Origin of the sequence: Adlercreutzia sp. ZJ304 (assembly GCF_011039075.1) — a bacterium.
GTDB lineage: Bacteria > Actinomycetota > Coriobacteriia > Coriobacteriales > Eggerthellaceae > Adlercreutzia_A.
This window is the reverse complement of sequence record NZ_JAAKEG010000006.1, coordinates 160143-176109: the sequence shown is the minus strand read 5'-3', so window position 1 is coordinate 176109 and position 15967 is coordinate 160143. Positions and strand designations below refer to the sequence as shown.

Below are 15967 nucleotides of genomic sequence, written 5' to 3'. Positions count from 1 at the left end.
AGCTTATGGCCATTTCTGTTGCAAATACAGGGAGCGCAGCTTCTAGTGCCTATGCCGCCCAAGATGGAATCTTATATACAAACGACTTGTCCTCACTCATAGCTGCTCCTGCTGGCATTGGTGCTAGTGTGGCTTTGGCTCCTGAGTGCACCGCCATATCGCAGGGCGCGTTTTGGGGAAATGCTGATCTGCGCACAATCGTTAGCACGGGTGAAGTTGCCAGCATAGCGGTTGCTAATTCCGAAAGCGAAGCCGAGCAAGCAAACGAGCAAGCAAATGCGGAAACCGCGGAAGGCGCGGAAGCTGTAGAAGCGGTGGAAGCTGCGGAAGGTGCGGAAGGTGCGGAAGGCGGTGCGGCATCTAGCGATGTGCAAACCACCACGCCAATACCCGCGTTCAGCGGCGAAACTGTTGCCAACGCAACAGTTGTTACCAGCAATACCGTCGCATGGGAAGCGGCTGGATTTACTCATTTCGTAACTCCGGCGCAGCCGGGCGATGTGGCAGCGCCTGCAGAAAATGAATCGGGCTTTGCTTACACGCTGTTACCCGACTACACCTTGGCAGTCAGCTGGGCGGCTGGCAACGGTGAAGGCGAAGGTAACGGTGAAGGTGAAGGCGAAGGTAACGGTGAAGGCGAAGGTAACGTTGAAGCTGCCGGCAACGGCGAAGCCGCAAGCGCCGACAGCGGTGAAGGCGAAGGCAACGGCGAAGTCGCAAGCGCCGACAACGGCGAAGTCGCAAGCGCCGACAGCGGCAAAGCCGAACCGCCCGCAGAACTAACAATCCCAGAAGCCGGCGCAATTAACGGCGTGGAATACAAGGTATCGACCATCGCGCCAGCCGGTTTCTCAAATTTGCAAGCGCCGCAAATTGTCAACATCCCGGCAAGCGTAACAACAATTGGCGAAGGCGCATTCGAAAACTGCACAAATCTTAAAGCCGCGCATCTGCCCGAAACCGTGGAAACTGTCGGCAACCGCGCATTTGCAAACACGGCGCTTACCACGTTCATTGTGCCGCAAGCCGCCGCGCAAATTGGCAGCGAAGTATTCGCCGGGCTAAACAACCTAACAATTGCCGACCGCTTCGCCACCGCCAACGTGTCGCCCACCGTGCTTCTTGGTGCCACGCGCACAAGCGTGTATGTGCCCTACAACGCGCAAGGCGTATACAACTGGCAGGTGGGCTTGCCAACCACGGGCAATCGCCTTATGCCCTACGGCGTGAAAGCCGCCGAAAATTTGAACGACCTGAAGGTGGGGCAAACCGTCAGCCTGCTAGACGACAACGGCTACATATATGCGCCGGGCGCTGTGCAGCCAATATGCAGCTACAAAGCCAAATATATCAGCTTAGATATTGACGCAGGCACCGTAACGGCAAAGCAGACCGGCGCCGGCAACTTCAGCATAAGCCTTGTGCTGGCGCTTGACGTGCCCACGCTAGACGGCACCGCGCATATAGAAATACCTCTCAATTAAATAGACAACACCCGGGGATTTTAGATTTAGGTCTAGGCACACGCGTGCCCGATTTGGAAAAGGAAGAAGGGAAATGAAGAAGACAAGCATCTTAAAACGTGCGACATCTATCGCATGTGCCGCCGCCATGGCGCTTACCATGACGCCGTTTGCTGCCGGCGCATTTGGGAGCGACCAATCAAAAGCGTATGCAGCAAATGACCCTGTGCCGCAGGTGGGCGCGAATGTGTGCATGACAGTGCCTCTATTTGTTACGTTTGGTGGCGAAGAGGGCTACGACGTTTCGAATCCGGCTTCAAGTATTACGTCAGATTTCAGCTTGGTGAATAGCGGCAAGACTAATGCCTATGTGTCTCAAATTGTAAGTAAAGATTTAGGCGCTACAAAGCTGTTCTACAAAATGAATGGCACGGAAGGCAAGCCTGCAGTGGGTGCGGAAGACCCGCTGTTTAGTTTGTATTTGACTGAAGACGAATCGCAAAGAATAGATTTCGGTCCGGGCGATGCTACAACTGGTAGCACCGTGGAAAAGGGTGCAGGCGTGTATATCGGTGCTAACAGGAATAGTACAGCACAGTGTACATTCCGCCTGAATTTAACGAACACCGATCAAGTGAAAGATGCAAAATATGCTGTTAATACTGACAATTTAGTTGTTGCTGGCACCACACCGGGTGAAGGCAAATACAACTACGATGTTGTAAATAAACTCGCTCAGTTAACTGTAACTATAACAGGCACGGGATATCCGTTATTTGATTACAGCTGGGTTAGTGGTAGCTACAATGGTAAAAATGCTGCGCAATTAGAGGCAGAAAATGTGCCGATGTATTTAATAGATAATGAATACAATCAAGTATACAGTCTTGATGATATTAAAAAGCAAGTTGCCGATATAAAAAGCAAGGGTGAAAAATCTCCGTATTGCACGCATTATAGAGATTTGGCGATAGACCCCTCTAGATATACATGCAAGATTCAATTTGGCACGGGTAACAATTACGAAGAAGTTGTTGTTTTAGACTCTTACGTAGACAGCATGGAAGATCCTGCTGCGATAGATGAAACACAAACTAAAGATAATATTGTTTTTCAATTTAAGAGAGCTATAGGCAATACACCAATTCAAGATACTAATAAGCGTTCTTTTTCGGTACATTCAAAGAAAGATCCAAGTAAAGTGCTTTCTGGAAACATGTATGGCTTTTTTAGACCGATAGAGAAAGAGGCTTCCTACACGGATGCAGATTATGCAGAGTTGCTTAGATATTTCACTTCGTTAGAAACGTATTTACATAATAATCTGAAAACCGAGATTCCTCTGCACACTAATAGTTTGGAAATGCATGACCAAAGTAATGGTATTAGTTATTTCTATGATGTTTGCAGTAATGTAACAAGCAATGTTATGTTAATGGACTCACCGAATGCGGCAGGGCTATGGACTCGATTGTTTGCTATAAGTGCTAGCAGAATGTGTGGATCATCACAAGACCTGTATCGATATTATCAATATGATCAGCGTAACAGAATGTGTGCGGTTGGTGGTTTTGGCGTGCCGGCTAGCTATGCCGGTGTTTCATGCGATTACATAACCGGAGATTATGGTGGAGCAGGGAATACTTTTCATATCAACGGAAATGGAAATAGAACGGGTCACTCTCATTGGTCTGATCCTTATCCAGTTCGTCCGGGGTTTGCTTTGTAGGAGTTAGCTGATTCATTTCCAATTTTTAACTAGCACATTAACAACCGAATAGGGTTCGGTGGGGTGTAAAACTGCACTGTAGTGCCAAAATTTGGGCAAATTTTCCCGAACCCTATTCATCAATTTCACAAATACTATTACTAGCCACTAATGCTGTGGCTTGGATACTTATACGTAAAGGGGTTTTGTAATGGCAGGTTTAGCTGGTTTAGCTGACAGATGCAGATTGCTGCGGCAAAAAATGTCCGGCGACCTGCCGGCAGCGCTTGCTTGCGTGCTGACCGTGGCGCTGGTGCTGGGGCTTTGTCCGGGTAGTGTTTTTACGCAGCGTGCGCATGCCGAAACTTATAGCTATACGATTACAGACGAAGAGGAACCCGGCTTCACGCCTTACGTCGATGCGACACTTACGCTTGGCATTAAGCTGACGAATAGTGCTGCTGCGGTAGATGGCGTAACGGGTAATACCACTGTTTCGTCTGGCGACACCGAAGTAACTTCAAACATGTGGCTGGGCATCAAGATTACGAACAGCGCGGCTGTGGTGGACGGTGTTTCTGGCAACACGACTGTTTCGTCTGGCGACACCGAAGTAACTTCAAACATGTGGCTGGGCATCAAGATTACGAACAGTTCGCCGAACCCTGACGAGTCGGGCAGCTCTACAGTTTCGTCTTCCGGCAGCGAGGTAATTGCCGAAACCACACTTGGTATAAAAATTACGAACAATGCGCATGCTACTTTTATAGATTACGACTTAGTGGGTGACGATGCGCTGCTGTACCAAAGCGCTCACAATCAAATTATTTACACGAAAGATGGCAGCGGCAACACTGTTTCTTGGAGTGGTAAAGCTGGCGGCGGTGTGCAAGATGCGGTACTAGGTGATGTAACTACTGGCGCTACCGTTGTTGTGCCCGATGCTCCGGAGTGCACGGGTTACGACTTCGATGGTTGGGCGCTGCGCATTAATGGCACGCTTGTAACCGAGGGCGAAGGCGCTAGTGTTGCGGCTAAGCTGTATCAGCCGCGGCAAACTTTCCAAGTTCGCTATGCTGACAATTATCAGTTTGTAGCCAAGTGGAGCCCCGTTGAGCAAGACTATGAGGTAAATGTTTACCTACAAAACGCAAACGATAATGACTATACGCTAGATGAGGATATGTCTGCTGCACTTGCGGGCAGGGCACTAACCGACGCTGACATAACGGTAACTGCGCCCGCCGCGCCCGAGGGTTTTGCGCTAAAAAGCTCTGGCAATGTGTTATCTAGCTGGATGAAGCGCGAGGGCGGCGCAAACGATACGCTGTGCGTTTATTACGATCGTTTAACTTACTCAATTAGTTTCGTGAAGCCTACGGGTGAAGGTGTTCCAGAAGACAGTGCTATTACTGGATGGCCTACCGATGTGGCAAACGTGCGCTATGGGCAAACCTATACGCTGCCCAGCAAGCCTACGGCTGACAACTATAACTTCGAGTGGGTTGTAACAGAGCCTGAAGGTCTAGCAATCACAAATGGCGCCATAACAATGCCAAACCAAAACGTTGTTATAAGTGGTACATGGACAGAGATTCTTACAACGAAGTGGCTGCTTGTGAAGTACGCGTCTGCTACGCCGAAGGATCATGCGCTTGTTGTAAACAGTACAGCCACTGAAGTAAGCAGCTTTGATGATGCGACCGTAAAAGTAAGTGGCGGTGCGCCTTTCCGCAAAACCGGCGTTGATGCAGGTATATATCAGTGGGTTGACCTAGGTAAGAAGGGCGACTACTCCGACGCTGCCGAGCCTACGCTTCCCACAGTGGATAGCACGTATGGGGTGGACGGGTATGTGAAACTAACCGACAGCTGGTATGTGCCCATAATGGTGCCCGAAGCTGGCGACACCGGAGCTACAAGTAAGGGCTGGTGTTCGTGGCAGGCAGGTAGTGCGCTTAGCACCGACAGCTTGAAGGATTTAGCCAACAAGGCAACTGCAGGCGAGAATTACGACACCATTACGCTTTATGCTCGCTGGAATTTAATTGTAAATGTAGATATTCCGGTGGACATAAAGATGGACCTCGACTTGGCAACTGGTGAAGTTAGCGCCAAACGTACATCAGACGGTACGGCGGCTTCAGATGACAGCCCGTGGCACTTCACTTCGCAAACTGTAGAGCCGCTGGAAATTGTGTCTATAAGCGAGGCTGGAACTGCCGAAGAGATAAACGCTCGTGAAGCGGCTGCAACAGAGTTGTTTGGCGAAACCAACGTAGGTACAAGTATCAGCAATGCAAAGGTGTGGCTGCAGCTTTCGGGCTTGGGCACGGGCGGCGCTGCTACCTACAACTACTTCTTGGGCGAGCGCGCACCTGTCGTCGGCACACCTAGCAACATTGTGGTTGCTAAAGCGGCAAGTTCAACTGCGCAGGCTGTTACGCAGGTGGCTTTCAACCTTGGCTTAAACGGCTTCGAGGCTGATAAGGCAAAACTTTCGCAGGCAGACACTTATTCCGACATTGCGAAGTTGAAATACACGGTGCGCTATAGCACCGAGACTACTCCCGGCGAAAGCGAGCTTTGGGGCAGTCCGAGCGCGTAGGTAATACGCCGGCGCATGCAGAGTGTGCCGGCGCACGCCACACGTGGTTGTGGTCTTACAAATATAGGCGATAGACGAAACGGATAAACATGGCAAACGATTTGAACAAACAGAACGGCAAGCGTCCAAGTGTGAACTATGGCGCAAAAGGTACTCAGGCGGGCGACGGCGTACAGCGCACAACTTCTGCGAAGCCTGCTGCCGCGCCGACGCAGCCAAGCAAAAATGCCAAGCGCACAATAATTTTGGTGCTGGGCGTTGTTGTGGTGGCAATTGCAATATGGGTGCTTGTGTGGCTGTTCGCATGCAACGGCAGCAGCCTGATTGACCCTAACGCGCAGACCGGTCAAGCGCCGTACAAGAGCGAAGAAGAAATGCAGGCTGAGCTTGACCGCGTGGTTGAGGAAGGCATGTTCAACATTTCTATTGCCAGCGTTATTCCGTTTGCGAATGGGACAAGCGATGGCACGGCGTACATCGAGAATGTGCCGGGTAATCGCTACAACATGCAGGTAACTATTACGGATGATTCAGACGGCAGCGTGCTTTACGAAAGCGGCGTGCTTGAGCCGAATCAGTTTATTGAAAAAATCACGCTTACCCGCGATTTAGAGCCGGGTTCGTATCCGGCAACTGCCACGTTTACAGCGCTTGATGAAAACACATACGAGGAAGTGGGGCAGGCTGCCGCAAAGATAACTCTGAATGTAGAAGGGTAAGGGCAGGGTGCGATGGAGAAGCGGAGGACGCATGCTGGGGCGAGCAGGCTGCGGAAAGAGCGGGGGATGCATGCTGGGGCGAGAGCGGGGATATGCTCAGTCGCTCTACAGTCCTCGCTCTGCAGAAATGTTCACAGAACATTTCTGTTCGCTGCGGAACTCGCTTTGTGAGCACGTCTTCGCTCTCCAACCTCTTGGGGTTCGCCCAAAAATGTTTCACGTGAAACATTTTGAAACAAAACGGTATCTAGCTGGTAGGGAAACCAGCTTGAACATAAACGCAAGTAGGAAATGGCTTAAAACTAAAGGAGGATTAGCCATGAAGAAGACTAGTAAGGTATTGGGTGCTATAGGGCTTAGCGCCGCGCTTGCTATCGGTTGCGCGCTGCCAGCATTTGCAGAAGGTGAGCCTGCAGGTTCGCTTTCGGAAATAAACGGCAATACGTACAGTAATACATCTTTACCAAGTGGCACAGGCACAGACGGCACAACTGTTGGCGTAAAAAGCTATATCTCTAACATCTCTGTACAAGTTCCGCTTGAGGCTATTGTATATGCTGATGTTGTAGGTTCGACCACAGCTGGAGAAGGTCTAAAGTGCCCAAGCTCTGATGTTTATAAGCTGACTAATAAATCAACGAGTCTCGATCTGAAAGTTTCAAAGATTGATTGGGATTTTTGTAAAAACGCTAGTGATACATATATTACTGGTTGGAAGATTGTTAACGATTCAAGTTTGGCAAAGGCTGGCACACCTGATTCGAAGCTCCCTAATGAGTCTGGAGATAATTTTGGTAATTTGTATATAACTCTTGAAGGTAATAGCGGAACAAAGATGCAACTAAAAGAAAATAAAAAGGCTGAAGCAGTTAATGTTGGTGAAACTCTTAATTGGGTACTCCCTAAACAGTCTGTTGATAATGCAGGAACGATTACAGATAATCCTTATAGTATCACTATGAAAGGTTCTAACTCTCAGCTTCTCAATCAGGTAAAAGATGGCATGCACATGGAAGTATTTAAGATTAAATACACCTTTGCTCCTAGTGTAGATGCTGTTGAAGGTGTTGTTGACAGTCCTCATCCTGTTCCTACTACTCCTGCGGGTGCTTAATCCTAAAACCAAAAAGTCCGACTGAATGAACAAGGCTATCTAATGACATATGACGATACACAGGGCGCAAAGCGCGCAAATTCCCAGAATACGCAGGACGCATTTTCGGATGCGCCCTTAGGTGAAAGCGCCAAAAGCGCCACAAATTCACGCGCATATGAATACGGAATAGCATGGGGAGCCAACCGCAAGGCGGCTCCCCAGTCGGGCGCAAATGCGGCACATCAGCAGTCGGGCGCAAACGCGGCACAGCAACAAGCGCGACCGGCGGCAACGGCAACGGCGGCGGCTTCCGCACCGCACGCGCAGCGCGCACCGCACGCACAACAGCCGCTGCAACCTGCGCAGGAAAGCAGGAAACGCAAGCATGGTGCAGGGTTTTGGATAGGCATAATAGTTGCCATAGTCGCGCTAATTCTTGCGGCGCTTCTGGCATTCAACATGTGCAGCGGCGGCGGGCGTGGTGCGCGTCAGGGCGACCAAGGTCAGCTTGCTGGCAAGACCGATGCCGAAATTCAAGCCGAGCTAGACCGCGTGGTAGAAGAAGGCATGTTCAACATTTCCATCGCGTCCGTGATTGAGTTCGAAAACGGCACCGCACCCGGCGAGGTGCGCATAGAGAACGTCCCGAACAACCGTTACCTGATGCGGGTAGAGGTCGTTCGCGACGACACGGGCGAAGTTATATACACGACCGATTACGTTGAACCGAACCACCACATTCAAACCGACACCTTAGATGTTGCGCTGCCGGCAGGCACCTACGATTGCACAGCCAATTTCTTCGCTACGACTTGTCCTCACTCATAGCTGCTCCTGCTGGCATTGGTGCTAGTGTGGCTTTGGCTCCTGAGTGCACCGCCATATCGCAGGGCGCGTTTTGGGGAAATGCTGATCTGCGCACAATCGTTAGCACGGGTGAAGTTGCCAGCATAGCGGTTGCTAATTCCGAAAGCGAAGCCGAGCAAGCAAACGAGCAAGCAAATGCGGAAACCGCGGAAGGCGCGGAAGCTGTAGAAGCGGTGGAAGCTGCGGAAGGTGCGGAAGGTGCGGAAGGCGGTGCGGCATCTAGCGATGTGCAAACCACCACGCCAATACCCGCGTTCAGCGGCGAAACTGTTGCCAACGCAACAGTTGTTACCAGCAATACCGTCGCATGGGAAGCGGCTGGATTTACTCATTTCGTAACTCCGGCGCAGCCGGGCGATGTGGCAGCGCCTGCAGAAAATGAATCGGGCTTTGCTTACACGCTGTTACCCGACTACACCTTGGCAGTCAGCTGGGCGGCTGGCAACGGTGAAGGCGAAGGTAACGGTGAAGGTGAAGGCGAAGGTAACGGTGAAGGCGAAGGTAACGTTGAAGCTGCCGGCAACGGCGAAGCCGCAAGCGCCGACAGCGGTGAAGGCGAAGGCAACGGCGAAGTCGCAAGCGCCGACAACGGCGAAGTCGCAAGCGCCGACAGCGGCAAAGCCGAACCGCCCGCAGAACTAACAATCCCAGAAGCCGGCGCAATTAACGGCGTGGAATACAAGGTATCGACCATCGCGCCAGCCGGTTTCTCAAATTTGCAAGCGCCGCAAATTGTCAACATCCCGGCAAGCGTAACAACAATTGGCGAAGGCGCATTCGAAAACTGCACAAATCTTAAAGCCGCGCATCTGCCCGAAACCGTGGAAACTGTCGGCAACCGCGCATTTGCAAACACGGCGCTTACCACGTTCATTGTGCCGCAAGCCGCCGCGCAAATTGGCAGCGAAGTATTCGCCGGGCTAAACAACCTAACAATTGCCGACCGCTTCGCCACCGCCAACGTGTCGCCCACCGTGCTTCTTGGTGCCACGCGCACAAGCGTGTATGTGCCCTACAACGCGCAAGGCGTATACAACTGGCAGGTGGGCTTGCCAACCACGGGCAATCGCCTTATGCCCTACGGCGTGAAAGCCGCCGAAAATTTGAACGACCTGAAGGTGGGGCAAACCGTCAGCCTGCTAGACGACAACGGCTACATATATGCGCCGGGCGCTGTGCAGCCAATATGCAGCTACAAAGCCAAATATATCAGCTTAGATATTGACGCAGGCACCGTAACGGCAAAGCAGACCGGCGCCGGCAACTTCAGCATAAGCCTTGTGCTGGCGCTTGACGTGCCCACGCTAGACGGCACCGCGCATATAGAAATACCTCTCAATTAAATAGACAACACCCGGGGATTTTAGATTTAGGTCTAGGCACACGCGTGCCCGATTTGGAAAAGGAAGAAGGGAAATGAAGAAGACAAGCATCTTAAAACGTGCGACATCTATCGCATGTGCCGCCGCCATGGCGCTTACCATGACGCCGTTTGCTGCCGGCGCATTTGGGAGCGACCAATCAAAAGCGTATGCAGCAAATGACCCTGTGCCGCAGGTGGGCGCGAATGTGTGCATGACAGTGCCTCTATTTGTTACGTTTGGTGGCGAAGAGGGCTACGACGTTTCGAATCCGGCTTCAAGTATTACGTCAGATTTCAGCTTGGTGAATAGCGGCAAGACTAATGCCTATGTGTCTCAAATTGTAAGTAAAGATTTAGGCGCTACAAAGCTGTTCTACAAAATGAATGGCACGGAAGGCAAGCCTGCAGTGGGTGCGGAAGACCCGCTGTTTAGTTTGTATTTGACTGAAGACGAATCGCAAAGAATAGATTTCGGTCCGGGCGATGCTACAACTGGTAGCACCGTGGAAAAGGGTGCAGGCGTGTATATCGGTGCTAACAGGAATAGTACAGCACAGTGTACATTCCGCCTGAATTTAACGAACACCGATCAAGTGAAAGATGCAAAATATGCTGTTAATACTGACAATTTAGTTGTTGCTGGCACCACACCGGGTGAAGGCAAATACAACTACGATGTTGTAAATAAACTCGCTCAGTTAACTGTAACTATAACAGGCACGGGATATCCGTTATTTGATTACAGCTGGGTTAGTGGTAGCTACAATGGTAAAAATGCTGCGCAATTAGAGGCAGAAAATGTGCCGATGTATTTAATAGATAATGAATACAATCAAGTATACAGTCTTGATGATATTAAAAAGCAAGTTGCCGATATAAAAAGCAAGGGTGAAAAATCTCCGTATTGCACGCATTATAGAGATTTGGCGATAGACCCCTCTAGATATACATGCAAGATTCAATTTGGCACGGGTAACAATTACGAAGAAGTTGTTGTTTTAGACTCTTACGTAGACAGCATGGAAGATCCTGCTGCGATAGATGAAACACAAACTAAAGATAATATTGTTTTTCAATTTAAGAGAGCTATAGGCAATACACCAATTCAAGATACTAATAAGCGTTCTTTTTCGGTACATTCAAAGAAAGATCCAAGTAAAGTGCTTTCTGGAAACATGTATGGCTTTTTTAGACCGATAGAGAAAGAGGCTTCCTACACGGATGCAGATTATGCAGAGTTGCTTAGATATTTCACTTCGTTAGAAACGTATTTACATAATAATCTGAAAACCGAGATTCCTCTGCACACTAATAGTTTGGAAATGCATGACCAAAGTAATGGTATTAGTTATTTCTATGATGTTTGCAGTAATGTAACAAGCAATGTTATGTTAATGGACTCACCGAATGCGGCAGGGCTATGGACTCGATTGTTTGCTATAAGTGCTAGCAGAATGTGTGGATCATCACAAGACCTGTATCGATATTATCAATATGATCAGCGTAACAGAATGTGTGCGGTTGGTGGTTTTGGCGTGCCGGCTAGCTATGCCGGTGTTTCATGCGATTACATAACCGGAGATTATGGTGGAGCAGGGAATACTTTTCATATCAACGGAAATGGAAATAGAACGGGTCACTCTCATTGGTCTGATCCTTATCCAGTTCGTCCGGGGTTTGCTTTGTAGGAGTTAGCTGATTCATTTCCAATTTTTAACTAGCACATTAACAACCGAATAGGGTTCGGTGGGGTGTAAAACTGCACTGTAGTGCCAAAATTTGGGCAAATTTTCCCGAACCCTATTCATCAATTTCACAAATACTATTACTAGCCACTAATGCTGTGGCTTGGATACTTATACGTAAAGGGGTTTTGTAATGGCAGGTTTAGCTGGTTTAGCTGACAGATGCAGATTGCTGCGGCAAAAAATGTCCGGCGACCTGCCGGCAGCGCTTGCTTGCGTGCTGACCGTGGCGCTGGTGCTGGGGCTTTGTCCGGGTAGTGTTTTTACGCAGCGTGCGCATGCCGAAACTTATAGCTATACGATTACAGACGAAGAGGAACCCGGCTTCACGCCTTACGTCGATGCGACACTTACGCTTGGCATTAAGCTGACGAATAGTGCTGCTGCGGTAGATGGCGTAACGGGTAATACCACTGTTTCGTCTGGCGACACCGAAGTAACTTCAAACATGTGGCTGGGCATCAAGATTACGAACAGCGCGGCTGTGGTGGACGGTGTTTCTGGCAACACGACTGTTTCGTCTGGCGACACCGAAGTAACTTCAAACATGTGGCTGGGCATCAAGATTACGAACAGTTCGCCGAACCCTGACGAGTCGGGCAGCTCTACAGTTTCGTCTTCCGGCAGCGAGGTAATTGCCGAAACCACACTTGGTATAAAAATTACGAACAATGCGCATGCTACTTTTATAGATTACGACTTAGTGGGTGACGATGCGCTGCTGTACCAAAGCGCTCACAATCAAATTATTTACACGAAAGATGGCAGCGGCAACACTGTTTCTTGGAGTGGTAAAGCTGGCGGCGGTGTGCAAGATGCGGTACTAGGTGATGTAACTACTGGCGCTACCGTTGTTGTGCCCGATGCTCCGGAGTGCACGGGTTACGACTTCGATGGTTGGGCGCTGCGCATTAATGGCACGCTTGTAACCGAGGGCGAAGGCGCTAGTGTTGCGGCTAAGCTGTATCAGCCGCGGCAAACTTTCCAAGTTCGCTATGCTGACAATTATCAGTTTGTAGCCAAGTGGAGCCCCGTTGAGCAAGACTATGAGGTAAATGTTTACCTACAAAACGCAAACGATAATGACTATACGCTAGATGAGGATATGTCTGCTGCACTTGCGGGCAGGGCACTAACCGACGCTGACATAACGGTAACTGCGCCCGCCGCGCCCGAGGGTTTTGCGCTAAAAAGCTCTGGCAATGTGTTATCTAGCTGGATGAAGCGCGAGGGCGGCGCAAACGATACGCTGTGCGTTTATTACGATCGTTTAACTTACTCAATTAGTTTCGTGAAGCCTACGGGTGAAGGTGTTCCAGAAGACAGTGCTATTACTGGATGGCCTACCGATGTGGCAAACGTGCGCTATGGGCAAACCTATACGCTGCCCAGCAAGCCTACGGCTGACAACTATAACTTCGAGTGGGTTGTAACAGAGCCTGAAGGTCTAGCAATCACAAATGGCGCCATAACAATGCCAAACCAAAACGTTGTTATAAGTGGTACATGGACAGAGATTCTTACAACGAAGTGGCTGCTTGTGAAGTACGCGTCTGCTACGCCGAAGGATCATGCGCTTGTTGTAAACAGTACAGCCACTGAAGTAAGCAGCTTTGATGATGCGACCGTAAAAGTAAGTGGCGGTGCGCCTTTCCGCAAAACCGGCGTTGATGCAGGTATATATCAGTGGGTTGACCTAGGTAAGAAGGGCGACTACTCCGACGCTGCCGAGCCTACGCTTCCCACAGTGGATAGCACGTATGGGGTGGACGGGTATGTGAAACTAACCGACAGCTGGTATGTGCCCATAATGGTGCCCGAAGCTGGCGACACCGGAGCTACAAGTAAGGGCTGGTGTTCGTGGCAGGCAGGTAGTGCGCTTAGCACCGACAGCTTGAAGGATTTAGCCAACAAGGCAACTGCAGGCGAGAATTACGACACCATTACGCTTTATGCTCGCTGGAATTTAATTGTAAATGTAGATATTCCGGTGGACATAAAGATGGACCTCGACTTGGCAACTGGTGAAGTTAGCGCCAAACGTACATCAGACGGTACGGCGGCTTCAGATGACAGCCCGTGGCACTTCACTTCGCAAACTGTAGAGCCGCTGGAAATTGTGTCTATAAGCGAGGCTGGAACTGCCGAAGAGATAAACGCTCGTGAAGCGGCTGCAACAGAGTTGTTTGGCGAAACCAACGTAGGTACAAGTATCAGCAATGCAAAGGTGTGGCTGCAGCTTTCGGGCTTGGGCACGGGCGGCGCTGCTACCTACAACTACTTCTTGGGCGAGCGCGCACCTGTCGTCGGCACACCTAGCAACATTGTGGTTGCTAAAGCGGCAAGTTCAACTGCGCAGGCTGTTACGCAGGTGGCTTTCAACCTTGGCTTAAACGGCTTCGAGGCTGATAAGGCAAAACTTTCGCAGGCAGACACTTATTCCGACATTGCGAAGTTGAAATACACGGTGCGCTATAGCACCGAGACTACTCCCGGCGAAAGCGAGCTTTGGGGCAGTCCGAGCGCGTAGGTAATACGCCGGCGCATGCAGAGTGTGCCGGCGCACGCCACACGTGGTTGTGGTCTTACAAATATAGGCGATAGACGAAACGGATAAACATGGCAAACGATTTGAACAAACAGAACGGCAAGCGTCCAAGTGTGAACTATGGCGCAAAAGGTACTCAGGCGGGCGACGGCGTACAGCGCACAACTTCTGCGAAGCCTGCTGCCGCGCCGACGCAGCCAAGCAAAAATGCCAAGCGCACAATAATTTTGGTGCTGGGCGTTGTTGTGGTGGCAATTGCAATATGGGTGCTTGTGTGGCTGTTCGCATGCAACGGCAGCAGCCTGATTGACCCTAACGCGCAGACCGGTCAAGCGCCGTACAAGAGCGAAGAAGAAATGCAGGCTGAGCTTGACCGCGTGGTTGAGGAAGGCATGTTCAACATTTCTATTGCCAGCGTTATTCCGTTTGCGAATGGGACAAGCGATGGCACGGCGTACATCGAGAATGTGCCGGGTAATCGCTACAACATGCAGGTAACTATTACGGATGATTCAGACGGCAGCGTGCTTTACGAAAGCGGCGTGCTTGAGCCGAATCAGTTTATTGAAAAAATCACGCTTACCCGCGATTTAGAGCCGGGTTCGTATCCGGCAACTGCCACGTTTACAGCGCTTGATGAAAACACATACGAGGAAGTGGGGCAGGCTGCCGCAAAGATAACTCTGAATGTAGAAGGGTAAGGGCAGGGTGCGATGGAGAAGCGGAGGACGCATGCTGGGGCGAGCAGGCTGCGGAAAGAGCGGGGGATGCATGCTGGGGCGAGAGCGGGGATATGCTCAGTCGCTCTACAGTCCTCGCTCTGCAGAAATGTTCACAGAACATTTCTGTTCGCTGCGGAACTCGCTTTGTGAGCACGTCTTCGCTCTCCAACCTCTTGGGGTTCGCCCAAAAATGTTTCACGTGAAACATTTTGAAACAAAACGGTATCTAGCTGGTAGGGAAACCAGCTTGAACATAAACGCAAGTAGGAAATGGCTTAAAACTAAAGGAGGATTAGCCATGAAGAAGACTAGTAAGGTATTGGGTGCTATAGGGCTTAGCGCCGCGCTTGCTATCGGTTGCGCGCTGCCAGCATTTGCAGAAGGTGAGCCTGCAGGTTCGCTTTCGGAAATAAACGGCAATACGTACAGTAATACATCTTTACCAAGTGGCACAGGCACAGACGGCACAACTGTTGGCGTAAAAAGCTATATCTCTAACATCTCTGTACAAGTTCCGCTTGAGGCTATTGTATATGCTGATGTTGTAGGTTCGACCACAGCTGGAGAAGGTCTAAAGTGCCCAAGCTCTGATGTTTATAAGCTGACTAATAAATCAACGAGTCTCGATCTGAAAGTTTCAAAGATTGATTGGGATTTTTGTAAAAACGCTAGTGATACATATATTACTGGTTGGAAGATTGTTAACGATTCAAGTTTGGCAAAGGCTGGCACACCTGATTCGAAGCTCCCTAATGAGTCTGGAGATAATTTTGGTAATTTGTATATAACTCTTGAAGGTAATAGCGGAACAAAGATGCAACTAAAAGAAAATAAAAAGGCTGAAGCAGTTAATGTTGGTGAAACTCTTAATTGGGTACTCCCTAAACAGTCTGTTGATAATGCAGGAACGATTACAGATAATCCTTATAGTATCACTATGAAAGGTTCTAACTCTCAGCTTCTCAATCAGGTAAAAGATGGCATGCACATGGAAGTATTTAAGATTAAATACACCTTTGCTCCTAGTGTAGATGCTGTTGAAGGTGTTGTTGACAGTCCTCATCCTGTTCCTACTACTCCTGCGGGTGCTTAATCCTAAAACCAAAAAGTCCGACTGAATGAACAAGG

General features: G+C 49.8%; 11 protein-coding genes. All 11 read left to right on the top strand.

Features of this window, described 5'->3' with window-relative positions:
• A partial coding sequence (locus G7Y46_RS05045) for a leucine-rich repeat domain-containing protein (RefSeq protein WP_165252923.1) occupies positions 1 to 1484 on the top strand: 1484 nt, incomplete at its 5' end.
• A gap of 73 nt (positions 1485 to 1557) precedes the next feature.
• On the top strand, positions 1558 to 3192 hold the full coding sequence (locus tag G7Y46_RS05040; RefSeq protein ID WP_165252917.1) for a hypothetical protein: 1635 nt from the start codon (positions 1558 to 1560) through the stop codon (positions 3190 to 3192).
• A gap of 190 nt (positions 3193 to 3382) precedes the next feature.
• Entirely contained in the window at positions 3383 to 5779 is a 2397-nt protein-coding gene (locus tag G7Y46_RS05035; protein ID WP_165252915.1) for an InlB B-repeat-containing protein, read from the top strand.
• 89 nt (positions 5780 to 5868) lie between these two features.
• Positions 5869 to 6498 carry a hypothetical protein gene (locus G7Y46_RS05030; protein WP_165252913.1) on the top strand — a complete coding sequence of 210 codons (630 nt, stop codon included), beginning with the start codon at positions 5869 to 5871 and terminating at the stop codon, positions 6496 to 6498.
• Between the two features lie 319 nt (positions 6499 to 6817).
• Positions 6818 to 7612: a hypothetical protein gene (locus tag G7Y46_RS05025; RefSeq protein WP_165252911.1), complete on the top strand. Its 795-nt coding sequence runs from the start codon at positions 6818 to 6820 to the stop codon at positions 7610 to 7612.
• Between the two features lie 42 nt (positions 7613 to 7654).
• Positions 7655 to 8422 carry a hypothetical protein gene (locus tag G7Y46_RS05020; RefSeq protein ID WP_165252921.1) on the top strand — a complete coding sequence of 256 codons (768 nt, stop codon included), beginning with the start codon at positions 7655 to 7657 and terminating at the stop codon, positions 8420 to 8422.
• Entirely contained in the window at positions 8380 to 9804 is a 1425-nt protein-coding gene (locus tag G7Y46_RS05015) for a leucine-rich repeat domain-containing protein (protein ID WP_165252919.1), read from the top strand. The genes G7Y46_RS05020 and G7Y46_RS05015 overlap by 43 nt, the downstream gene beginning before the upstream one ends.
• 73 nt (positions 9805 to 9877) lie before the next feature.
• Complete coding sequence (locus G7Y46_RS05010) at positions 9878 to 11512, top strand: hypothetical protein (RefSeq protein ID WP_165252917.1); 1635 nt, start codon at positions 9878 to 9880, stop codon at positions 11510 to 11512.
• A gap of 190 nt (positions 11513 to 11702) precedes the next feature.
• Entirely contained in the window at positions 11703 to 14099 is a 2397-nt protein-coding gene (locus tag G7Y46_RS05005) for an InlB B-repeat-containing protein (RefSeq protein WP_165252915.1), read from the top strand.
• Positions 14100 to 14188: 89 nt separating this feature from the next.
• Complete coding sequence (locus G7Y46_RS05000; RefSeq protein ID WP_165252913.1) at positions 14189 to 14818, top strand: hypothetical protein; 630 nt, start codon at positions 14189 to 14191, stop codon at positions 14816 to 14818.
• Between the two features lie 319 nt (positions 14819 to 15137).
• Entirely contained in the window at positions 15138 to 15932 is a 795-nt protein-coding gene (locus G7Y46_RS04995; protein WP_165252911.1) for a hypothetical protein, read from the top strand.
• Positions 15933 to 15967 lie beyond the last annotated feature (35 nt).